Origin of the sequence: Radiobacillus kanasensis, assembly GCF_021049245.1 — a bacterium.
GTDB classification, from domain to species: domain Bacteria; phylum Bacillota; class Bacilli; order Bacillales; family Amphibacillaceae; genus Radiobacillus; species Radiobacillus kanasensis.
Genome location: NZ_CP088020.1, coordinates 798,441 through 822,942, shown reverse-complemented (window position 1 = coordinate 822,942; position 24,502 = coordinate 798,441). Strand labels below are relative to the sequence as shown.

Here is a 24,502-nt window from a genome sequence, read left to right as displayed (position 1 = left end):
AGAATCAAATGGTTTGTCCTCTTTCGTCATCTTCGGAAGAGGATTTTTTATGTGAAAATGGAATGGAGGAGTTATATGACTGTCACTCAGGAAGAAGGAACTAATCAATCTGAACTGGATAGAATTACACAAAAAGCTCAGGAGCTAGCAACCATTTTTGAAGAAAGAGCAACAAAGATAGATGCAGAAGGAAGATTTCCATACGAAAACTTTGAAGATTTGAAGGAAAAAGGATTTTTGGCTTTAACTGTACCTAAGGAATATGGTGGGAATGGTCTAAACCTTTACGAGTTTCTAAAAATTCAAGAACTGTTAGCGAAGGGAGATGGACCAACCGCCCTATCCTTAGGTTGGCAGCTCGGGGTTATTCTCGAAGTGGCTGAAAGTAGGAATTGGAAAGAAGAAAGCTTTCAAAAAGTATGTGATCTGATTGTAAAAGAAAAAGCACTAATTAATCTTGCTCAAACAGAGAGGGCGACAGGAAGTCCATCTAGAGGAGGTATTCCGACCACCACCGCCATTAAAGAAAAAGGTGGGTGGAGAGTTAATGGTGAAAAAGCGTTCACGTCAATGGCTGTTGCGCTCGATTATTCCATCGTGACCGTTGATGTAAATCAAACTGGTAAAAGGGGATTTATTTTAGTTGATCATTCACTAGATGGTGTTCGTGTACAAGAAACGTGGGATAGTATTTCCATGAGAGGAACAAAAAGTGATGATCTTATCCTAGAACAGGTTCTAGTTGATGAAGATGCTTTATTAGTGGAGGAAGATATTAAAAAGCCAACACCAAAAGGTTGGTACCTGCAGATCCCTGCTGTTTATTTGGGAATAGCAACCTCTGCAAGGGATTATGCAATAAAATTCGCATCTGAATATACCCCTACTACTCTACCAGGTCCTATCAAGGAAGTGCCTGAGGTGAGAAGAAAGATTGGAGAAATAGAACTGGAATTATTTAATGCTCGTCAAGTACTCTATTCCACAGCTCAAAAGTGGGTAGAATATCCGGAACAACGTGTTACTATGGGATCTGATCTAGCCGCTGTAAAGCACATTGTAACTAATAGCGCAAATAGAGTAGTAGACTTGGCAATGAGAATTGTTGGTGCTAGGAGTCTATCTGCTCAAAATCCATTACAGCGACATTTTCGTGATGTTCGTGCGGGACTACACAATCCTCCTACGGATGATGCTATTGTTTATAGTCTGGCTAAGGCTGTGTTGGGATAGTAGCACGGTTTTTAATATTTACTGGTGATTCTTTTAACGTTTTTGAACAGAATTGTACCAATAGTGAAATGTAATTAAAAGAACTTCATAGTTGCATGTTAATAAGCCTGACTTCACCTTTCACAACGGTAAAATCAGGCTTAAGAAACTGTTTACTTGTCGATAAATAAGACTCGCGGGTCTCTTGGTAGCTCTTCTTTTCTGCTTACCTACAGAACTTGTCTACAAGAATTTTCGCATGCCTTGCCCTCAAAAAAAATGTTGCTCTAGAGCTAAATAGATCCATTTTAGAGTAGAAAATTTATATTGGATACCGAATGAACAGTTAAATTCGCACTAATTCCGTAATAAGATGAACAAGTGAATTAGCACATAAAAACGCTTGTTTTTTTATTTACACAATATAAATCGATTAAATTGCTCTACTGTTTCAAAGTAATATTTGGATTCTAATTTCATTTGTTCCTTGATTTCAGGAATACTGTGAGACCATCCAGCAGAGGCAAAATCTACATTACAACTTCTTGCCATTTCCAATCCAGGCTTAAGGTCATCCAACATCAGTGCTTCAGTTTCTTGAAGATTAAAGCGTTTTAAAATTTCCTTAATTGGATATGGGTGTGGTTTTCTCTGATGTTCTGGAAGCTCCCAACCAAAGATTGCATCTGGGACAAATCCACAGTGAATAGAATAATCCCTTTCAATTCGGTTCCTCTCCGAATGAGAAACGATCGTCACAAACCCACCTTGTTCTTTAAATTCTTGAATAGTCTCTACAAACAGTTCATAGAAGTCTGGTACAGTTGATTCGGTATATTTTTTCCATACCACTTGCTGATGTTTTTGTTCTTCCTCTGTGAATTTAATAATGTCTTTACATAAAGAAGAAAAACCTGGATTGAAACAGTACCTTACAAAATCTTCAAAGGTAATAGGTTTATCATTTGGTCGCAAGTCTGTAAGAGCCTCCACAAATGATGGATAGTGTATATCTGGTGTGCTTTTCACCGCTGTATCATCATGATCTAATATTAAACATTTATATCTTAAAGCCATAATACCCCCCTGTAGAACTGTAATATCTTTATCATTTAAACCACTTTGTGAAGTGTTATCACATATTATATTTAAATGATTTTTTTCATATTTAATTTAATTTTAACACGCAATTTGATAAGAAAAGTTTAACTGCCGAACCGACAATAAATTTATCATATGTTTTCACCATTGGACAAAAGCCATTACCCATTTTCTAACAGTACTAATATCAATGCTAATTTCTATACCCAATTTGCTACAACTTTCAAATTTAAAGTCCAATTCATTTACGAATTGAACTTTAAAAAATACTTGTTATTTTGTTTTTTCTACTGCAAAACTGAACTACTAGATTGGCACTCTTCTTTCGCACCTTACATTGCACATTTCAGCTGTTGCAAATAATGAATGATATCCTCTACATTATCGGAATAGTACAATGCTGTCCGGTAATCATTCACTATTCTAGCTTCAGCAAGTATATATTCTTCAACCGGGGTGGCATTAAAGAACCTTCTCCACTTATGTTCTTTTTCCATTTTCTTTGTTTCTTCATCAATTCTATCGGCTTCAATTGGCTTCACAACAAAGCTAGGAAGCGTTACTTGCTTATCCGGAAATTTCTGTTCCAGAACTTGCTTATACTCCTCCTTAAAAGGTACCTCTGAAACAACATCCACATTTCCTGTTTCGTCTATTAATTGGTCGGCTAACAAACCATGTTCCTCATCCGTCATCTCATCGACTGTTAAAATAACAACATAGTATCTTTCTTCTAACTTATTGTTTGAAGACATTGCCATATCGTTTCTTTGTTTTTTTGGCAAACCAAAACTTGGGTTAAGCTCTTTAACGATTTCAAAGTGTTTACGAATAAACATGTATTTGTGTATAAAAACAGAAAAAAATGCAACGATTGCGGTAAATAACGATAAACATACAATAGTGATAAATTCTGTTAAATAGTTAATTCCTTGCAGGGACATTAAAATTTGGGCTATTACATAACCACCACTAGATGCTAGTATAATTGGAACTGTATTTATTGTGGCAGGCTTTTGTTGGTACTCTAGATAACGGCCAGAGTAAAGCATCTTTATATTAAACACTTGAAAGAAAATAAGTAAACCAACCGCTAATAGTATTCCACTTATAAAATAAACTGGTCCCTGAACCCCAATATGAATGTACAATAGCTTTTGAATGACAATCGTATGTACATATGTATTAATAATTGCTAATAAACCGAAGAATAAGTAGTAGGATTTCTCATATTTATAAGGAGCTATAATGTACATAAGTCCCCATACGTGAGCAAGAATGATAGGAATTATCGCTAACCAGAAAAATGTTGATGAAAACGGTTGACTAAGAATAGGCAAGAATCCCATTAAATCTAGCCCTATTAATAATAAAGCAATAACATTATGCCTATTTATATGAGGGGGTTGTAAGTTATTAATATATGACAATATTATCTTCTTATCTGTTTCAGTATTCAAAATAGTACCTCCAGATTATAATACTTTTAAAGTCTACGGAATGGGTTAAGATCAATTTAATCAAACCGTGACTCTACTTTTTATGAAGTTCCTTACCATCAACATATACTCACCTTAAACTTACAACTTTTTACATTAAGATAAAATAGGAATTTTTGACTAAAGCTGCGGAATAACAGAATAGTTAAATAGTACTATTTCAACTTTATTTATATAGTTTTTCTAAGTGAGCTTAAATCGACATTCTCTTGAGTTTTGGTTTATTCACTATATTATCAAGAATCCCTCATTGATTTATAAAAGTAAATCAATGAGGGATTCTGCATTTTTCAGGATTCCAATTTAAAAGTCGTTACTACTTAACAACCTGAATACCTTAAGGGCAGAAATAGAAGTAATATCCCCGCCAATCTATTAATTGTTTTGATCAATTTTAATCCCAATAAATTTCATTTGGGTCATGTCTTCCATGGCATATTTTATGCCCTCTTTTCCAACCCCACTTTGTTTCACGCCACCATATGGATGATTATCCTGCCTGTACGTAGAGATTTCATTAATCCAGACGCCTCCCATTTCTAATCGATCCGCAACGCGCAATGCTCGGTTAATATCTTTTGTAAATACACCAGCTTGGAGTCCATATATGGAATTATTGGAATACTGGATTACTTCCTTTTCTGTATTAAACGGAATGACCGACACAATAGGAGCAAATACCTCTTGAGCAATTATTTTCATGTTTTCATCTACATTTGTCATGATGGTAGGGGATAAAATCGAGCCATTTCGTTCACCGCCGACTGCAATCGTCGCACCTTTGTCCACCGCATCATCAATCCACTGCTTAGCCCGCTTCGCTTCCTCTTCCTTAATCATCGGACCAATGTCCGTTTCTTCCTTGGTTGGATCACCAATTTGTAACGCTTTTGTTTTTTGGATATAAGACTCAAGGAATGAATCATAGATGTCTTGATGAACATAAATACGCTGTGCGGAAATGCAGACTTGACCAGAAAATGCAAAAGCCCCCTTAACTAGTTCTGTTGCTGCATAATCAATGTTGGCATCCTCAAATAATAGGTTTGGTGAATTTGACCCAAGCTCCAAAGTAACTTTCTTAAATCCTGCGGTTTCTTTGATTTTCTTCCCTACTGGAAGGCTACCAGTAAAGCTAATTTTATGAACTTTGTCATGCGTCACAAGGGGCGCACCAACTTCCTCACCAGTTCCGATAAGTAAATTGATTACACCATCTGGCAATCCTGCTTCTTGAAACAGCTTTACAAGCATATAGGCTGAAATCGGTGTTTTTTCCGCAGGTTTAAAAACGACTGTGTTGCCCGCAGCTATAGCCGGAGCCAGTTTATGAAGGGAAAGGTTTAATGGGAAGTTAAACGGAGTGATAGCTCCCACTACACCCAATGGCTCCCGCTTGACTAGCCCCATTCGATGTTCACCACCAATAGCAGCATCCATTGGTAACACTTCACCGGTAATATTTTTTGCTAATTCAGAAGCAAAACGGAGAACTTGGATAGATCTCTCGACTTCACCTCGGCTATACTTGATTGGTTTACCTGCTTCATTACTAATGATGGTTGCAAAATCTTCCGTTTTTTCTGTTAGCAAATCCGCCGCTCTTCGTAATATATCAGCACGTTCATGAGCTGGCATTGCCTTCATTACGGAATGAAACTTATCAAAGCCAATTGCTACAGCGTCATCGAGATCCTTCATTGTAGCAAGTTTTAATTCCGCAACTTTTTCGTTATTAAAAGGATTATGAACAGTCATGGTTTGCCGATTATCTTCTAATCGTTCTTCACCGTCGATAACGGAACCTATTTGCATCATATTATGACCTCCATTCAACAAATAATGTTTCCTAGCTTCTTTGTAAGCTTCATATTTTCACGATAATCAACTGGACAATCGATTAATACGGGCTTATTCAACGATAACGCTTTTTCTATTATTGGTTTCAGTTCTTCTGTCTTTTCAACTTTCAGTGCTTCAAAACCATAGGACTTTGCTAGCTGCTCAAAATCTGGGTTACCGAATTTTATATGTGAGGAACGGTTGAAAGCTTTCATTTGATGCCATTCAATTAAGCCGTACCCCTCGTCTCTCCATAAAAGAATCACAATAGGTACGTTTAAGCGTTTGGCAGTCTCTAACTCTGCACTAGTCATTTGAAATGACCCATCCCCGCACACAGCAACCACCTGACGTTCTGGGTGAACCATTTTTGCAGCAATGGCACTTGGAACCGCTACACCCATTGATGCTAAACCATTAGAGATTAAGCAAGTGTTCGGTTGATAACAATGGTACATTCGGGCCATCCACATTTTATGTGCACCTACATCAGAGATCACAATACTGTCTTCCTCCAATACAGAACGTAAATCAGAAATTATTTTTTGTGGTTTGACAGGAAATTCATTGTCGTTTTTAAACGATTCTAGTTCCGTAAATGCTTTATTGCGAACATGGGACACCCAAGTTAAATCTCTTTCTTTTGCTGTAAGTGCCTTCTTAACATTTTTTATATTTTCTTTTATATGACCTACAACATTTAACTGAACAGGGTAGCACGCATCAATTTCTGCTTCCTGTGTATCAATGTGCAGGATAGGGGTTTTGCCCTCAGGGTTCCAGCTTTTTGGAGAGTACTCTGCCATATCAAAGCCAATCGCAATAATTAAGTCTGACTCTCCAAATCCACAGGTAATATAATCATTACCTCCTATCCCCGCAGTTAATAAACTATGCTCATCCGTCCATGCTACCGCACCCTTCCCCATAAAGGTATGTACAACCGGAAGATTTGCCATCTCTACTAGGGTCCTTAACTCTTCAGCAGCATCCCCTCGTGTTACCCCATTCCCAACTAAAATTAGTGGATGCTTTGCTTGTTCTATCATATTGGCCGCCTCGTTAATCACTGGTTCATCCGCTTCTGAAAGATGGTGACGGACAATACCTAGAGGGGAGCTGTCGACATCCATTCCCGCAACATCTTCAGGAAGTTCGATATGAGTTGCTCCGGTCTTTTCCTGGGTCGCAACTTTAAAGGCTTTCCGAACAACTTCCGGAACAATATCGGGTGTTTTTATCTGTGCATTCCATTTTGTTACTTCCTCATAAACAGCTACCATGTCGTAATATTGATGGGAAACCTTATGCTGACGACTAAGTCCTGCTTGTCCTGTGATAGCTACAATCGGACATAGATCCATATTGGCATTGGCAACACCGGTTAATAAATTTGTTGCACCAGGTCCAAGTGTTGCTAAACAGACCCCAGGTTTCCCTGTAAGTCTGCCATATGTTCCTGCCATAAAAGCCGCACTCGTTTCATGACGTGTTAAAACAAATTGAATCGTTGAGTCATGAAGGGCGTCCATCACATCAATGTTTTCCTCACCTGGTACACCAAAAATATATTCGACTCCTTCCTGTTCTAAACATTTTATTAACAGTTCTGCTGCTTTCATTTATTACACCTTCTTCCTAAAACTAAATTAAGAAATATCATGTATACTTTTCGGTTGTACCATGGATTGATAGATATCCTCTAGTGACCATGTCCTTCCCTTCTCATCTCGATAAACAATGTGTTCTCTTGAAAATTTGGTCGGGGAATCTAAGCCTGCTGCTGCAGATAGCCGGAATAGACCTTTGCGCATCGTAATTAAATAATTTGCCGTACGCCATTTTTTTTCTTCAATAACGAGTCCTTTTTGTAGATCAGGATCTGTCGTCGCGACTCCGACCGGGCATGAATTAGATTGGCACTGAAGGGCTTGGATACAACCTACTGTTATCATAAAAGCTCTAGCGATGTTAACCAGATCTGCACCCATAGCTAGTGCAATGGCAATCCGGTCAGGTGAAAACAATTTCCCTGATGCGATAATTTTTAAGTTGTCTCGTACACCGTATTTCCGAAGGGCATTATCGACTAACGGTAAAGCCGACCGAATGGGTAACCCTACACTGTCCGCTAATTCCTGGTAGGATGCTCCTGTTCCCCCTTCACCACCATCTATTGTGATAAAGTCTGGACCCATACCCGTTTCCTTAATCGCTTTCGCAAGTTCATCCGCCTCATGACTACTTCCAATCACGACCTTCATGCCTACTGGCTTTCCAGAATGTTCACGAACCTTTTCTAAAAATTTAAATAAGGAAGGTAAGTCACTGAATTCTTTAAATCGATTTGGACTGTCAATCGATTTATAAGGCTCTACCATTCTAATTTTGGCGATTTCCTCTGTAACCTTCTCTGCATCAATGTGACCACCACGTGTTTTAGCACCTTGCGCTAATTTAATCTCGAACGCTTTCACTTCTGGAATTTTGCTTTTCTCTAGTAATGCATCCCAGCTAAAGTTTCCTTCCTTATCTCTGACCCCAAATAAACCAGGTCCAATTTGCATGATAATGTCCACACCACCCTTTAGATGGTAATCGGACATCCCACCCTCACCGGTATTCATCCAAGTTCCTTTCGCAATACCTAATCCTTCTGAGAGGGCTGTAATAGCTCTATTCCCTAAGGAACCGTAACTCATCGCAGACATACCAATCTGACCTTTAACCTTAAACGGCTGTCTCGTTTGTTTTCCAATCACAATTGCATCAGCATCATCCAATAAATAAACTCCGGATTCATCCTTATCTAATTGCTCTTCTCTTTGACCAAATAAAGGTTCGTTAATCAATAGATAGCGCTCTGTCGTAACCTTCGTTTTACGATCCATCTTCAATTCCTCCGTTAATTTAGGAAACAGAGAATTACGGATGTAATATCCAGGCTCTTCAAAATCACGTTGAGATCCATATCCAACGACATCACGTTTGTATTTTGCCTTTTTCACGATATGCTGATAGTCATTTCGTGAAAAAGGCTTACCCTCACGGTCGTTATTAAATAAATACTGACGTAACTCAGGCCCAATATTTTCGAAGAAATACCTAACTCTTCCAATTAACGGATAATTACGTAGAATAGGGTGTTGTTTTTGCCTTTTATCCACACTTAATAAATAAAACCCAACAACTAAGAGTATAAGAATGACAATCGCACACACCACAAATCCAACGATTGTCATAATATCTGCGATATTCACATACCATCCCTCCCATAAAAATTTCTACCTTTAGTTTGACCTTTTGTATAATTATTATGAATGGGAAGCTAGGGCACGGTTCTTCCGGAGTTCCGGAATCGATAAGTACGGTGGAAAGATTGGAAGCATCACCGATATTTTAGACCCTTTAGGTAGTAAGTTTTCTTTAGCAACCAAAAAAACTCACAAACATTGATGTTTCAACATTTGCGAGTGTTTTATCGTTTTTAAGATTACTCGTTTTCATCTAAAAATACCATCCTCTTCACCTGTCTCACTTAGCAAAAACGGACAATCAAGAAATAAAGGCTTTGAAGCTCCCTAATACGAGGGGAAATTCTACTGTTAGATCATAGTCAAACATATGGGATAAAGCAGCAAGCGCAACGGAACCGTGAATTAATGCGACAACAATTGTGGAAAAATAGAATGGCTATTTGTCGGTTCACTGCTTTCTTCAACTCAGTCTGTGTTAATCCAATTTTGTGGTCGGGTCGAATATAGCTCTACAAATTCTGATTTCAAAGACTTAGTGAATAAGTATGAGGATTTTGTGCAAGAAGAAATTGTTGTGTGAATTTAACTTAGGTGAGTGTTTTTAACCTGCCAAGTACAGTTTGTTTCTTTTAATAGAATACCAGTACTTAAGGGCGTGGCGAGATTATTTTACTCACTTCTATGCCGAGGAAGGGTTATTTATAATATTTATGTATAATGAGGTTACTTTCCTTCATAAAATGAAAAATAAATATGACATATGGATAACATCCCTCATTTCTAAAACGAGGGATGCTATCAAACTTTTTAACTATGATTGGATTTCATATTCCTTTAAGAATTACTTACTCTTCACTTTTATTAATGATTTTTCCATCGATACTTTGTAAAGTTTCTTGCATTTTGAAAATCACAATCATTAACTCACAATAAACTCTAGTTATCAGTGGGCCAACTACTAGTGTAATTAAGCCAATAATAACTTGGATACCCCCACCCCAAGGGGAATTAGCACCTGCTATTATTTGAATAAGTCCAGATAAAATTGAGAAACCGATACCAACCCAAAACACAACCTTGATAATGGTAGGAGTAATCATTTTATTAAAGCTTGTAAAATCCTTGAAATTCATTCATTTCACCCCCCTTCAATTCATTTAAAACTTCTAAAAAATGGTTAATATAGGATTGTATTACTTTCTCATGAACCGTTTCTCAGATAGTACAAATTATTGCAGAAAACGAACCCTTATATTCTATATAAAAACAAAAAAAGCTATCCATAGAAAATGAGATAGCCAAATAGATAGTCAAATAATATATTGGTAGTCAGGCGATCATGGCATTTTTTAAAACAATACTTTAGACCCTTAACTTTGCGTCCTATTCTTTCAAATAGTTTGCCTTTTCATCAATCAATTCGATTATATAAAATTCTTTCCTTATGATAATATATACCATAATCCCCTAAATTTCAACAAAAACTAGGTAGATTATCCTAGTCACTATTTAAAATTGCTATAGATGAAATCCAGTACGCTATAAGTATATTTTATTATGTATTCCTATATAGCCATGATTATCTTCCATGTTTATTATTTTAAAGTTGATATTCATGTGGATAAACAGGAATTCCATATAATTAGAAGTTCTGTTTTTGCATTATTTACTTTTTCAACTAAAACACTGTTCCCCGAACTCCATATCAATACCGGTTAACCACTTTCAACTCAAATTGATACAATTCAGTCAAATAGAGAATCAAAGGGTTATCAAGCTGTAGGTGATCAAATTTATCCAATTGTTACAACGACGATTTCGGATTCAGGTAATGAGTTTGTTCATGAATGGTATGAAAATCCTTTGAAGGAATTGGTGGTGAACTCCCAAGAACTACTAAAGCAGAAGAACCGGAAATAGGTCTTGCTTCTTCGTGTAGTGTTGTAATGCTGTTGTAGGAACAGGATGCGGTCTCGGTGGAACTGCCGCTTGCTGGTAGTTTGTGCATCTTTTGCTGGTGTAGCTTGACCATTTATTTGTGCGGCAATATATGGACTAAAATGTCTAAGTGATACCACGATTTTGTGTGGCCCTTCTTGTGAACAACTAGGTTTTTGTTAATTTTAAAAACCCTCCCTCTGTGGTACACTAAAAAGGGAGGATTTTAAATGATTTTGTATAAAAGATTTGCACTTCTCGTACTGCTTTCGGTTTGTTTAAGTTATATTATAAGTGTTATTTCTACTGAAAGTTTTTGGTTAAGATCTTTGACATTTCTGTTAGTATTCGCGGCTTTATATACATTATTTATTGTAATACCTTATAAATTTCAAGATAGATTTACAAGATTTAAGAAATATGTAGCTTGGATAGATAAAGCTGGAACTATTTTTGATTCAAAGGTAAAGTAATTTTATGCTGATGAAATAAGAATAAAGAGGAAGAAGTTCCTGTTGTTGAAATTCTGTCTGAATATTCACTTTTATCTAGTGCAGTGTCAATTTATGTGAGGAAGTTGAATCTGTATTACATCTTCTATTAGTTTCCCATTCATTAATTATAGGATGGCTCTTAGAATAAAAATATATTTGCTTTTAATAAGGAAGAGGTCACTTGTTATAAATGGTGGCTTCTTCCTTTTTTATTGTTACTTTTGTTGATTTATCGGTATCCAGTAGTTTTTAATTGTAATTTTATATGCCTGGTGCTGTTTAGGGCGGTGACATCACATACATTTGGACAAAAGAAGGTTGGGTATATTTAGTCACTATAATGGACTTGTTTTCAAGAAGAATCATTGGTTGGGAAATGAGTTATCGAATGACCAAAGAATTGACTATCAAAGCTTTACAAAGGGCTATTAATGAACAGCCGCCAAAGGAAGGACTAATTCACCACCTCTGATCGTGGCAGTCAGTACTCAGCGAATGATTATCAAGCAATTCTACGAAACTATGAATTACTACAAGCATGAATAGGAAAGGAAACTGTTACGATAATGCTATATTGAGTCCTTTCATAGTGTAATCAAGAAAGAATTAATATTCCATGAAAAGTATCAAACACGTGACGGTGCTAAACAAAGTATATTTGCCTATATTATGACTTTTTACAATTACAAACGTATTCATTCAACTATTAACTATATGTCACCATTACAGTATGAGATAATGTATCTTCAACAAATAAAAGCAACTGCATAAAGGGAACTTAATATCCTCTGTTATTCGTACTAAAATCTAACTCTTTAAATATAGAGAGAATTTAACTTCTTCCAAAATAGGAAAAACCCCCTACAACAAGACGAAAGGGGGATTTATAAATAGTACTACTATTTCTCTTTTTTATAATAGTTACTAGCATCTACGTTATACCAATTCCAGAAATAGGAACCTTGAGCTACTATATACCGATCAAACCAAATTTCAAAATTTGATTTCAAGTCAATAATATCTTCCGGGAAGATTCCATCTAATAACAGAAGATAATTCGGATTTCCCTCTCTAACACGACTATTATCAATGATCAAATACATAGTTTCCGAATAACCAATCACAATCCAATTCGATTTAAGATAAGTTGGTTTTTTTAATGTTTGAATCTCATTAACACTGTAAAATTGAAAACCTCCACCATATATGTTCTTAAATATATGTGCCCCATCATGCTCTTCTAGAAAACGTTTATAATCAATAGGCAGTGTGATATTTAATGAGGACTCTAATTCAACAATATCTTTTTCACTTGCAGGAACATTTAAATCAAATGTAATTGGTAATGTAAAACCTTGTTCTCTCTGAATCTGGATTGAATTAATTGATTTTAATCTTTCTTTTATACCATTTAAAGTTAAATGTATCAATTCCGCCATTAAATTAATCACCTACTTCTTAATATTTAATGTCTCCACTATAGCACATCGCTGCCGTTGCACCTTTAACAACAAATAAATCAAAACGTACCACATGACGTATATCGACCGTTATATTTTATAAGTAGCGCACAAAAAGACACTCACAAACACTGATATTTCAACATTTACGAGTGTATTATCGTTTTAAAATTAACTCATTTTTCATCTAAAGATACTGGCGAACCACTCCGACATCATGCTCAAATATAGGGCAAGGGTTTATCTTTTCATAACCCCTACATCCTTATTCTTCCTGTTCCTCACTTCCTCCATCTTCTGATAAAAGCTATCCTCTAAATCTACCTCAAAGTAGTTCGCAAATTTTGTTATATAAGCTATACAATCAGCCAATTCTTTTCCAATATTTTCTCTAAAACTATCTTTAGCCGTTTCAAATGCTCCATCCTCATCCATGCCATCATTAATAAGTGTATTCGTATGGTTGAATGCCTTTCTTAATTCTTCCGCGATCTCCGCCACTTCGGTAGTAAGGAGCATATAATTATTCAGAAGAGAGGATCTAGTCCGCTCGTAGTTATCCGTTCGAATCTCCCAGTTCATTTCAGCTTGATAGTTTTTCGCAAACTCTTGTAGCTTTTTCATCAAATTCCACCCCACTATTTCATTTACAACTATGATACACCTATACACGAAGTAGATGGAAGGAGTACAGAAAATATTGTGATACGTGGGTTCTTTAGTACATCACGTTACAACATTAAAATTCCCTATACGCAAGTAACCCCTGCTTATTTAAGAAAAAGTTAAGAATTTATTCACTATTTTTTTAAGAGATTTCATTTAAACTAACCCATAAATAGGTATAAAGTTATGATAAAATTACAGGATTTTTTCATAAGTAAAGGTACAATACTTATAATGAATGATGAGAAGTGTACATAGGAGTGACAGATTTGAAACGTATATCGATTTTAGTAGCGGATGACGAAGAAGAAATTGCCGACTTGGTTGCGATCCATTTAGAAAAAGAAGGCTACCATATTATAAAAGTATCTGATGGCCAAGAAGTCATGGATATCATCCAGACTCAACCGATAGATTTGCTGATTTTGGACATTATGATGCCAAAAATGGATGGATATGAAGTTACTCGTCATATTCGAGAACAGCATAATATGCCTATCATCTTTTTGAGTGCTAAGACCTCTGATTTTGATAAGGTACAAGGATTAGTGATTGGTGCGGACGACTATATGACAAAACCGTTTAGCCCTATCGAATTGGTTGCTCGGGTAAATGCACAGCTACGGCGCTTTATGAAGCTGAATCAACCGGAATCCAATCCTCAAACAGTCTTAGACTATGGAGAGCTAATTATTTCAGCTGATGAGCGCACCGTTACTCTTTACGGGAGGAGCATCGAGCTAACACCGAAGGAGTTTGACATATTATATTTACTAGCGAGTCATCCTAAGAAGGTATTTAGCGTCGAACATATTTTTCAGCAGGTGTGGGGAGATGCCTATTTTGAAGGGAAGAATACCGTTATGGTACATATTCGCACATTACGAAAAAAACTGGAAGAAGATAAACGGAAGAACAAATTTATAAAAACCGTATGGGGAGTTGGGTACACATTCTATGGATAAACTTTTACAAAGCTTTCGCTCAAAAATGATATTCTTATTCGGTTTAAGTATGCTTATGGCTGGTAGCATCACGTATATCATCTATAAGGGACTTCAGCTTTATTATCACACAATGGTCGATTATGGGGACACGTTAGTTCAGCTGCGATTGTTCATAGGCAGAGTGGGAGACATTAACTTCTTTTTATTACTATTTATCCCGCTTTCGGTATTATTTTTCTTTTTACTTACAAAGTCTTATTCTACTTACTTCAATGAGATTTCGAACGGCATTCATTATCTTGCTCGTGGTGAGTTTACACATCGTGTTCAGGTTCGATCAAATGATGAATTGAGTGTGATTGCACGAGATATTAATCTAGCGAGTGAGCATTTAAAACAGGCCATCGAAAGAGGAGATTTTTCGGAAAGTAGTAAAGATCAGTTAGTCGTAAACCTCGCCCATGATTTGCGTACACCACTCACCTCTGTTTTAGGTTATTTGGATTTAATTCTTAAGGATGAGAATTTAACAGAGGAACAGATCCGACATTTTTTAATGGTTGCCTTTACGAAATCCCAGCGTTTAGAACGACTTATTGATGAATTATTTGAAATAACTAGAATGAACTATGGCATGCTTCCAATTAAACAGGAGCCTATTAATCTGAGCGACCTCCTCTATCAGTTAAAGGAGGAACTGTACCCTATCTTCGAAAAAAATCATTTGGTTGCTAGAATGAATCTTCCTCCCCAATTACCAATATCGGGCGATGGAGAGCTGTTAGCACGTGTGTTTGAAAATTTACTGACGAATGCGAGTCGCTATGGAAACGATGGTCAGTTTATTGATATGAATGGCTTTACTGAAAATGGAGAGGTTGTTGTTCAGATTATCAATTATGGTGCGTCTATCCCTGAGGAGGAGCAACCCTACCTCTTTGATATGTTTTATACCAGTGACAAAGCGAGAACAAATCCAGGAGGGGGTACTGGGATTGGCTTGTTTATTGCCAAGAATATTGTCGAGCAGCACCATGGAACCATCACTGCCGAAAGTAGTATCGTTCGTACCATTTTTGAAGTTCGTTTACCACAAGAAAGTAGCACGGAAGAGCAAGTGCAAAACCCATAAGTTTTAAGAAAAATTTAAAGTTTACCCCACTCTTTTTTTAAATAGTTTTCCCTATCCTTAAACACATAGCAGCTTAAAGGAGGAACTAATAAATGAAGAAGTGGGGATTTTTAATCTTACTAGTACTATGCTTTGGTATTGCCTATAAGAACGTACCATTGTCTCAGGACAACGTTGAAATCAAAACATATGACAAAAAAGAGAATGTAGAGACTTCCGAGAATACTCAAAAAATAGAAATTAAAAAAGAACAAATCTATGAAGGAAATCTACTCTTGGTGAACAGTGATTATCCTGTCCAACCTCAAAGTATAAAAACAGATGTCGTCAACTTATTTACACACAATGAATTGATAAATGGTTTTGTAGTATTGAATAACGATATTTATCTGTCTAAAAAAATAGCAAAAGAGTTTGCAGACATGGTTGCTGCTGCAGAAAAAGATGGCGTTAATCATTTTGCCATAACTAGTGGCTTTCGAGATCTTAGTGACCAACAAGCTCTTTTTCAAGATATGGGTCCAGGTATTGCTTTACCACCAGGACATAGTGAACACAATTTAGGCTTATCACTAGATGTAGGATCCACTCAGATGAAGATGGCGGAGGCACCTGAAGGGGAGTGGATTGAAAACCATGCTTGGAAATACGGATTCATATTGCGCTACCCTGAGAACAAAAAGGACATTACCGGAATTCAATATGAACCGTGGCATATCCGCTATGTGGGCTTGCCTCACAGTGCCATTATGAAAGAGAAAAATTTCGTTCTTGAAGAATATTTGGATTACCTAAAAGAAGAAAAAGCGATTTCTGCGAATGTGAATGGGAAACGTTATGATATTTCTTATTATCCTGTAACTGAAAGTACTAACATACACATCCCAGTTAATTCTCATTATAAGATATCAGGGAACAATATGGATGGTGTCATTGTGACAGTGTGGACTGATCAAGAGGCTAAAACTTAAGATGAGGGAAAATGAGATTAATTAATCTTAGCCCAAGCTTTTCAGCATAACCTCACATTAAATAACACTCATACACCGTTTATTAAACAACAAGTATGAGTGTTTTATCTCACCCTAGTTTTATATAATAGTTCTAATGATTGGAATCACACTGCACCGGAAATACGATCCGCTGCGTTTGCTCTATTAACAATTACTCTCTTTCACACGGTAATAAATACGAAAACAAGCCTTTTACACAGCAATCTATGCGTCTAGAAAAGATACCTGTTCTTACTAGTTCATGCTACTCATTTCCAAGAAAATTTAAGTATATAAAAGAAAAAGCATTATTTGAAAAACACAGTGAAACAGCACAATTCTATTCCAATCATCGTGATAAACTCCTTCTAAATTTAGCGAAACAATTGGGTTATACACGGAGCATAAAATAGAGGAAGAATATAGCAGACCTTTGTGTCAAAGTTGGTAAAACGAATCAATCCTGCCTTCCAATCTACTTTCACAAAAATAAAAACACTCGCAAACATTGATATATAAACGTTTTTGAGTGTTTTATCTTTTGAAATTAAACTCGATTATTCATAAATACCGGTGTACTACTCCGACATCATACACAAAATATGAAAAGCATTTTCGCATGTATGTTCATACTTTCAAAAAATCATATCCATGCAACTTTCAATATTTCATAGTAACTCTTAAAATGATACCTTTCTTAAAATACCATCCTCTTCACCTGTCTCACATAGAAAAATCGCACAATCAAGAAATAAAGGATTTGAATCAAAGCAAAGCTTCCTAATACGAGGGAAGATTCTACTGTTAAATTGTAATTAAACAAACGGGACAAAGCGGTAAGTGCAACAGCACCATGAACTAATGCTACAACAATTGGTGAGAAAAATAGAATGGCAATTTGTCTGTTCACTACTTTCTGCAACTCTGATTGTGTCAATCCAATTTTGGCAATAGCTTGGTACTTGCGCTTTTCTTCATCCAAATCTGTAAATAAACGAAAATAGAGAAAGCTACCAGCGGAAACAAAGAACACAATTCCGATAAACAAGCCAATAAAAAGAATAGGTCCGTATGCTTTGTTAATTTCATAAAGTGTATATTCAACGATGAACGTTTTATACTGTAAATTGCCATCCAAGTTGTTTATCTTTCTGCCCGCCTCAATTATTTGATCCGTTTGCCCTTCTTCCGGTTTCCATGCGACACTATGACCCTTGCTTTCAGGTGATCCAAGTTGCTCGAAAACCTTGTCATTCACCACATAATACCCATAACTAGTTGTTGATAATACAGCTGATTCTACTACTCTTGTAGGTTGAAGTTCTTGCCCGTCTTCTAGTTGGATACTCGCTTCCATTAACCCTTCACTAGCTTTTGGGCCCTCCTCCACGATATCACCCTCACTAGCACTTTGTTCCACTACAATGGCCTCATCTTCCTCCGGATGTAGTTTCTTGTCACCAATAAGTGCTGCAAAGCGATTGTAGTCAGAAGCGCTTAAGAATAAGACATTTCTTTCAGCTATCTCATAATAGTGTAGCTCCAGCGATTCCATCTTTGCATCGATGTTTTCCTCCTGCAAGATAGCATTAATTGTGTTCGTATCTTCCTCGATTACCGCTTTACTGTCATTAAGAAACGGGCTATACGTAATCGGATAGGGATCCTTTGTTCCATTGATTATGGATTGAAATCCATATAAAGAACCAATGGCACTAAAAGCAACTGTCGAAATAATTGCCACCATAAAAAATGTCCTTGCGTTATCCTTCAATCGAAAGGATAGGTCAGAGAACAAGAGCATATTTGTTTTCCGCCAAAAAATCGATGTATTATTTTTCAAAAGGCGGATGACATACACACTTAATTGAGTGAATAAGAGATAGGTTCCAAGTGTCACTACTAAAATAACCGGAATCATCGCATAGACAACATAAACACCCTCAACCAAAGTAGCAGTACCATATCCCGTGATAAGTAAAAGCGCTGCAAGTACCGATAGAATAATAGATGCTTTTGGCTCTCCTTTAGACTGTTTATCTCCTTTCATTAAATTAACCAACTTGTTCGTACGGAGAACAAACGAAACAAATAAGGATATACAGAAAAATAGAAAGAGAAAGCTAATAAACGTCACAACGATTGCTAGTGTAGGAAAATAAAAATCCAATGTTTCACTAATAATTAATACGTTTTCAGCAATCAAAAGAATCGCTTTTGCAAATACCAAGCCTATTAGAATTCCACCGACTGTTGCAAAAAGGCCGATTAAGATATTTTCCAAAAATACCATCAGACGAATCTGTTTATTGGAGGCACCAAGCATAATTAACAAGCCAAACTCTTTCTTTCTCGACTGTAAAAAAGAACTCATCGAGTATAGGACAAAAAAGAAAGAAAACACATAAATGATTCCTCCAGCAACACCCAGTCCCAGTAGTACGTTTTTATTGATCGAGCCTTCTGAAAACGCTGGATGGAATGCAAAAATGGCAAAAGTGAAGAATACCATTACCGTGAACATACTACTAAGGAGGTAGGCAATATACAATCGTTTATTGCGCCATACATTATTAAACGCGAACTGACGAAAAGTCATTGCCATCGCCTCCCATCAAGGAAAGCATATCAATTATTTTCTGAAAAAATGCTTGTCTACTTTCCCCACGATGGATTTCGGAATGCAGCTTCCCATCTCGGATAAAGACAACTCGGTCGGAATAGCTTGCTGCTTGTGGATCATGTGTTACCATTAACAAGCTCGTATTTCCCTGTTTATTTATGGCTCCAAGCATGGCCATGACATCCTTTGATGCTTTCGAATCTAGGTTACCGGTTGGTTCATCGGCTAACAGAAGCTTTGGTTGATGAATCATCGCCCTGGCAATGGCTACCCGTTGTGCCTGACCTCCTGATATTTCGTAGGTACGTTTGCTCATAATTGAAGTGATACCAAGACTCTCCGCGATTTTATGCGCCTTTTCTTTCATCTCTTTTATACGCGCACCATCTAGTGTGAGTGGCAATACGATATTTTCTTCGACAGTTAGTGTATGCAATAGATTAAAATCCTGGAAAATAAATCCAAGTTCAGTTCTACGGAATTTAGCTAACGCATCTTTCTTCAGCTTATGTGGAGCATTTCCTTCGATTTCAACTTGTCCAGTAGTAGGTGCATCGTTCGTGGAAATAATATTTAGTAATGTTGTTTTCCCACTACCAGACGGACCCATAATGGCAACAAATTCACCTGTTTCTATTTCTAAATTAATATCAGTAAGGGCACGATAAACCACTTTCCCTTCGTAAACCTTACTTACATTTGTAAGTGTGAGCATAGTCATTCTCCTCTGCTAAGTTTCTACAACAAGCATAGCCGAAGCACGCAGCTTTAAACTATCGATTATGCTTTCACTAATCTTACATCGATGTAAGGTTTTGTGTTTCGGAAAAAATAATCCGGACGACTGTTCCCTTGCCAACCTTTGATTCCAATTCAATTCGGTGCTCTAGCCTTTCCGCAACTTCTTTTACTAAATAAAGCCCCATACCTGTTGATTCTCGATACTTTCGGCCATTTTCTCCGGTATAAAATTTGTTGAAAACACGCTTCTGGTCCACAACCGGGATCCCAATTCCAAAGTCCTTCACTTCGAGTACCGATTCCCCTGACCTTTCATAAATAGATAGGACAAGATGCTTTGTCCTTCCAGTCGAATATTTAACTGCATTATGTATGAGTTGCGTTAACAGGAAAAATAGCCACTTTTCATCACTCTCTACTACTATTTCTGGCTTTTCTTCCTTTAGTTGTGGATACACTTCATTCCGGATGTAAAATAGCTTATTTTCCTGATTTACTTCATGTAAAAGCTTGGAAAGATTAACGGGCTTAACTTGAAAATCCTCTGTAATGGTACGGAGTCTTGCCATATAAAGGACGGTATTCAGCCCATTCCGCATTCGGTCTGTTTCCTCACGGATGCTAGACGATTCCGGCTCGTCCAGTGCTTGTGCCGTCAGTTCAATAACAGAAAGTGGTGTCTTCATTTGATGAACCCAACGATCCATAAATAACAAATGCTCGTCCTGCCTATCTTCCGCTTTTTGCAGTTCTTCTTGATATAAACGATACTGGGCAATAAGCAATTGATCGAGCGTTGTTGAAATTGGCGTTCCGCCGGTCGTCTCGAGGGATACATCCAGTGTTTCCAATGGACTCTGTAATCTATGGTAAAAGTTTTTTCTAGTCACGTATTGATAGATGAGATATGCCGATAGTAATACGAGGGAGAGAAAGATAGCGTATATCATGACTCCTTTACCACGATAGCCATCTAGCCAAAAGAGTATAGGAATCATTACAGATTGGATGAGTTGAATCACAATGAGGAACAAATGCTCACGAAGAAATAGTTTCATGCTTCCTCCTCATTCCATGTAACGCGCAGACGGTATCCTGCTCCTCTAACCGTTTCCACCGCATCTTCAATCCCTACCTCTTGAAACTTCTTCCGAATACGAGCAATATTAACGTTCAACGTATTTTCATCCACATAGGATTGATCATCCCATAGTTTCGCCAACAGATCCTGCCGACCAGCAATACGAGGGTAACGATCGATTAGACTTTCCATGATGTCTGATTCCTTTTTGGATAGTTGCGTCACTTCATTTCCAAATCGAAGTTCTAATCGTTCAGGATATAGGCTCAGTTCCCCAAGGGTAAGCGTTCTTTCTTCATGCTTAGCTGCATATTCCCCATAAGCACGGCGCAGCTGACTTCGGATTTTTGCCATGACAATATCGGGATGAAAGGGCTTCGTAATAAAATCATCCCCACCATTTTCTAATGCCATCACTTGATCCATCTCCCCTGTTCGAGCCGAAATGAAAATCACTGGGCAAATGGACTCTTTTCGAATTTGCCTACACCAATAATACCCGTCATAACTAGGAAGATTAATATCTAGTAACAGAAGATCAGGTTGAATATTACGAAATGTGCCCATTATATCTTCAAAGTCTGTGGCAATTATGACTTCATATCTGTATTTTTCTATATAAGAACATAAGAATTCCGCAATTTTCATATCATCTTCAACAATCATAATTTTTTCCATGTTTAGATTCTCCTAGCTCCGTATTTAACAAGTTAAATTTAACATAAGGATTCCATCAAATACCAATATGTGTGGAGATTAATGTATAAAAATAACGGGAGAGCTATTTTGTAGCTAACCCGTTTTGTATTATTAAGGTAGAATTTTATAGTTAAACTTCATCTTTAGTCAGTTGTAACAGCTAAACTAAAGTAGTCCATTTTGCTTAATAAAATGAACACTTTTTCATGCTCGCCCTCTATTTGGACCCTCTACTATTTAAGTCTCTCTACTGAATAATACTTGTTTGTGCAATACAGCAACGGAAGGAATATGAAAGGTGGAACATGGATAGTTTGCTCAGAAAATGGTTGAGTGGATGACCTTGGTAATATTATCCTACTATAAAGCGTAGTGTCATATATTAATCTTAGATACAATTTAAAGATGGTATGGCATTAGAATAGCGAAGGGCTAGAACCTATGCGTGTGTACTAGATTTCACGTAACTTTTTGTCTAACACTGACCATAACAAAAAAATGGATAATACCAATTTTTATCTAGCTGATTGTAGTGTACATTAATAATAGAAGTGTTTAACCACTCAATTAAAGAAGGGTTGTTGTGATATGAAGTTGAGATGTGGTTGTTGTAAAATGGAATTAGATTTTCAAGAAGTGGTTTGCTTGGACATAATAAATGGTGTTTTCCACAAAGAATGTAGCCGTATAATGCAATTTAATATAAAGGATAGTGGGCCATTGTGGTCTATTATTCAGAAGTATGATTTTTTTAATGAAGTATTAGATAGCTACACACCCTAAACAAATCAGATTAGGGTGTGTATTTTTAGTCTATTTATTCTATACTGGTGGTCGGGGTCGATATTGGGGTCAAATAAGTGATTTAATAATGTTTTGCAGTTCCAATGCGTATTATTTGCGTAAAATTACTGATTTATATTAGAGAGCAGGCGGACATTCCATCTGCTCTTTTCTCATAACAGTGATATAAATCAGGTTTACACTAAAAAAAATAATTTTTTATATCGAAGGCTTATTGGATTACTTAACCTTCTAGGTGTTATAATATAAGGAATATTCATGGCTGAGGAGGAAAAAAATGAATAATGAAAAGTTAGACAACGACTTTCTACCTCCTGGGATCGAACAATTACGTACTCAAATTAAAGGAATTGACCAAAGTTATAATAATAATTGGGATATACTTGCTGAGCTATGTCAAAATTCAGTTGATGCAATCAGAAAATCCAATGTCAACGTCGGTAAAATACATATAGAGATTAATTCTCAGCAAAGATCCATTATGGTACAAGATAATGGAATAGGCATAAATCCGAAAGACCTCCCTGTATTACTAAAACCATTTTCCACCAATAAAGGAAATGATGAAACAACTATAGGTGAAAAAGGTGTGGGCTTAACTTTTGCTATGTTTTCTTGTAATGATTTTCATATAAAGACAGGAAATCAAAATGGTTCTATTTATGGATCTGTACAAAATGCTTTTAGTTGGAAGAATAGTGTTGATAACTCAAACCTTCCACTTAATTATAGTGCGATTGAAGAAGAATTACAGGGTACTGAGATAACATTAAAGGATGTTGACAAAAATTGTCCAATTTTTAAACTTAGGTATGAGCAAGTTAAATTTGTACTGAGGACTAAAACGGCTATAGGTAGTACAAAAGCGATATTTAGTAGCGATAAGGACATAGAGGTAACGTTATCCTTTATAGATCAAGACGGCCTTGTTTATCCCATAGAGAAAATCCCTTTTAAATATTGGCTTATTACAGAAGGGTTAGAGTCCTTATCTTTGGACGTTAACACTTATTATGAATTCCGAAAGGACAAATCTGATAGTGAAAAAAGAAAGAAATTATTGGGTAAAATAATTTATAAAAAAGGTGAATTTGTTCATAATGACCAACGAATCATTAAGTATATCGTCTGCTTCGCACCTACTCGTAAAACATGGAAAAAGGTGTCTAATACCTTAAATTTATGTACAGAAGATCAGTTAAACAATGAGGAATGGTTAGAGTCATTTGACTATACACTTTTCAATAGTGGAATCTACACGTCCGTTAAAGGAATGCCAACTGGTATTTCTGTAGATAATCCCAACACTGGAGCATCAGGCTATTGGTACAATTTGTTTATTTTATTTGAAGATTCTAAACTTAGCTTTGATATAGGCAGAAAGTCAATTTATGGTTCTCAGGCAAGAATATATAAAGAATACTCAAAAATGTTATTTAATGAATTTTATCGTGAAATTATAAAGTATATCCCAGAAGTGGATCCTGAACCTGGCAGCCAATGGAATAGAGATCAAGCATTTGCTGAATTAGATTCTCTTCCGAATTTGGATATAAATGGTATTAACTTCAAGAAGAGCCCTAAAGATCAAGAAGCTGGTGTTGTTGGTTTATTTTTTGAATCAATTGGTAAGGGTATAATTAAAGATATCTATCCCTTATGCTTAGGTTATAAGAAAAAATATGATTTATTCGCACATATCCAGGATAATATTAGAACTATTATTGAATTTAAATCGAAAGTAAGATATATCCTAAACGATTTTAAGAGCTACAAAAAAATGTTCGATGAGATCGATTGTATTGTATGTTGGGATGTTAGTGAAGACGACATAGAAGCAATACAAAAAGAAGGCTTAAGGATTGAAGAGGTAGAAGAGAACAATATTCTTGTTGATTTAGAGTACAAATATCCCAATTCTACTCATGAGCTAGTTTTCTCAGGTTATCACAAACCTATCTATATTATTGACTTAAAAAAAGTATTAAAAGGGTAAATGAAAGGGTATTGCTAG

The 24,502-nt window shown here is 36.4% G+C and carries 17 protein-coding genes, 1 pseudogene and 1 riboswitch; of the genes and pseudogenes, 6 read left to right on the top strand and 12 right to left on the bottom strand.

Annotated features, from left to right (window positions below; translation table 11 throughout):
* Positions 1–75: 75 nt before the first annotated feature.
* Positions 76–1,233, top strand: a complete 1,158-nt coding sequence (locus KO561_RS04360; protein ID WP_231095916.1) for an acyl-CoA dehydrogenase family protein — start codon at positions 76–78, stop codon at positions 1,231–1,233.
* A gap of 390 nt (positions 1,234–1,623) precedes the next feature.
* Here KO561_RS04360 and KO561_RS04355 read toward each other — a convergent pair whose 3' ends face one another.
* The 6 genes from KO561_RS04355 to KO561_RS04330 form a co-directional block, all read right to left on the bottom strand.
* Complete coding sequence (locus KO561_RS04355) at positions 1,624–2,289, bottom strand: HAD family hydrolase (protein WP_231095915.1); 666 nt, start codon at positions 2,287–2,289, stop codon at positions 1,624–1,626.
* A gap of 356 nt (positions 2,290–2,645) precedes the next feature.
* Positions 2,646–3,773, bottom strand: coding sequence for a hypothetical protein (locus tag KO561_RS04350; RefSeq protein ID WP_231095914.1), 1,128 nt, complete (start codon positions 3,771–3,773; stop codon positions 2,646–2,648).
* A 414-nt stretch (positions 3,774–4,187) separates the two neighbouring features.
* A complete protein-coding gene (locus KO561_RS04345) occupies positions 4,188–5,630 on the bottom strand; it encodes an aldehyde dehydrogenase family protein (protein WP_231095913.1) in 1,443 nt (480 codons plus the stop codon).
* A 14-nt stretch (positions 5,631–5,644) separates the two neighbouring features.
* On the bottom strand, positions 5,645–7,276 hold the full coding sequence (locus KO561_RS04340) for an acetolactate synthase large subunit (protein ID WP_231095912.1): 1,632 nt from the start codon (positions 7,274–7,276) through the stop codon (positions 5,645–5,647).
* Between the two features lie 27 nt (positions 7,277–7,303).
* A complete protein-coding gene (locus KO561_RS04335) occupies positions 7,304–8,914 on the bottom strand; it encodes an FMN-binding glutamate synthase family protein (RefSeq protein WP_231095911.1) in 1,611 nt (536 codons plus the stop codon).
* An 842-nt stretch (positions 8,915–9,756) separates the two neighbouring features.
* A complete protein-coding gene (locus KO561_RS04330; protein WP_231095910.1) occupies positions 9,757–10,044 on the bottom strand; it encodes a DUF4282 domain-containing protein in 288 nt (95 codons plus the stop codon).
* A 188-nt stretch (positions 10,045–10,232) separates the two neighbouring features.
* Positions 10,233–10,326, bottom strand: a riboswitch (cyclic di-GMP riboswitch).
* Positions 10,327–11,632: 1,306 nt separating this feature from the next.
* Here KO561_RS04330 and KO561_RS20635 point away from each other — a divergent pair.
* A pseudogene (locus tag KO561_RS20635) lies at positions 11,633–12,114 on the top strand (IS3 family transposase); the annotation flags it as partial.
* Positions 12,115–12,242: 128 nt separating this feature from the next.
* Here the strand turns inward: KO561_RS20635 and KO561_RS04325 are convergent.
* Entirely contained in the window at positions 12,243–12,782 is a 540-nt protein-coding gene (locus tag KO561_RS04325) for an SMI1/KNR4 family protein (RefSeq protein ID WP_231095909.1), read from the bottom strand.
* Between the two features lie 261 nt (positions 12,783–13,043).
* The gene (locus KO561_RS04320; RefSeq protein ID WP_231095908.1) at positions 13,044–13,427 is read right to left on the bottom strand and encodes a MazG nucleotide pyrophosphohydrolase domain-containing protein; all 384 of its coding nucleotides are present in this window, start codon (positions 13,425–13,427) and stop codon (positions 13,044–13,046) included.
* Between the two features lie 311 nt (positions 13,428–13,738).
* Here KO561_RS04320 and vanR point away from each other — a divergent pair, with 311 nt between their 5' ends.
* The 3 genes from vanR to vanY all read left to right on the top strand — a co-directional run bounded on the left by vanR (position 13,739) and on the right by vanY (position 16,519).
* Complete coding sequence (gene vanR / locus KO561_RS04315) at positions 13,739–14,434, top strand: vancomycin resistance response regulator transcription factor, VanR-F/VanR-M family (protein WP_231095907.1); 696 nt, start codon at positions 13,739–13,741, stop codon at positions 14,432–14,434.
* The gene (locus KO561_RS04310) at positions 14,427–15,548 is read left to right on the top strand and encodes a sensor histidine kinase (protein ID WP_231095906.1); all 1,122 of its coding nucleotides are present in this window, start codon (positions 14,427–14,429) and stop codon (positions 15,546–15,548) included. The genes vanR and KO561_RS04310 overlap by 8 nt, the downstream gene beginning before the upstream one ends.
* Positions 15,549–15,640: 92 nt before the next feature.
* A complete protein-coding gene (gene vanY, locus KO561_RS04305; RefSeq protein ID WP_231095905.1) occupies positions 15,641–16,519 on the top strand; it encodes a VanY-A/VanY-F/VanY-M family D-Ala-D-Ala carboxypeptidase in 879 nt (292 codons plus the stop codon).
* 718 nt (positions 16,520–17,237) lie between these two features.
* Here vanY and KO561_RS04300 read toward each other — a convergent pair.
* The 4 genes from KO561_RS04300 to KO561_RS04285 form a co-directional block, all read right to left on the bottom strand.
* On the bottom strand, positions 17,238–19,139 hold the full coding sequence (locus tag KO561_RS04300) for an ABC transporter permease (protein ID WP_231095904.1): 1,902 nt from the start codon (positions 19,137–19,139) through the stop codon (positions 17,238–17,240).
* The gene (locus tag KO561_RS04295; RefSeq protein ID WP_331000827.1) at positions 19,114–19,878 is read right to left on the bottom strand and encodes an ABC transporter ATP-binding protein; all 765 of its coding nucleotides are present in this window, start codon (positions 19,876–19,878) and stop codon (positions 19,114–19,116) included. The genes KO561_RS04300 and KO561_RS04295 overlap by 26 nt, the downstream gene beginning before the upstream one ends.
* An 82-nt stretch (positions 19,879–19,960) precedes the next feature.
* Positions 19,961–20,962 (bottom strand): sensor histidine kinase, encoded by a 1,002-nt coding sequence (locus tag KO561_RS04290; RefSeq protein ID WP_231095902.1) that lies wholly within the window; start codon positions 20,960–20,962, stop codon positions 19,961–19,963.
* Positions 20,959–21,663 (bottom strand): response regulator transcription factor, encoded by a 705-nt coding sequence (locus tag KO561_RS04285; RefSeq protein WP_231095901.1) that lies wholly within the window; start codon positions 21,661–21,663, stop codon positions 20,959–20,961. The genes KO561_RS04290 and KO561_RS04285 overlap by 4 nt, the downstream gene beginning before the upstream one ends.
* A 1,102-nt stretch (positions 21,664–22,765) precedes the next feature.
* Between KO561_RS04285 and KO561_RS04280 the strand changes: the two genes are divergently transcribed.
* Positions 22,766–24,484, top strand: coding sequence for an ATP-binding protein (locus KO561_RS04280; RefSeq protein ID WP_231095900.1), 1,719 nt, complete (start codon positions 22,766–22,768; stop codon positions 24,482–24,484).
* Positions 24,485–24,502: the final 18 nt, after the last annotated feature.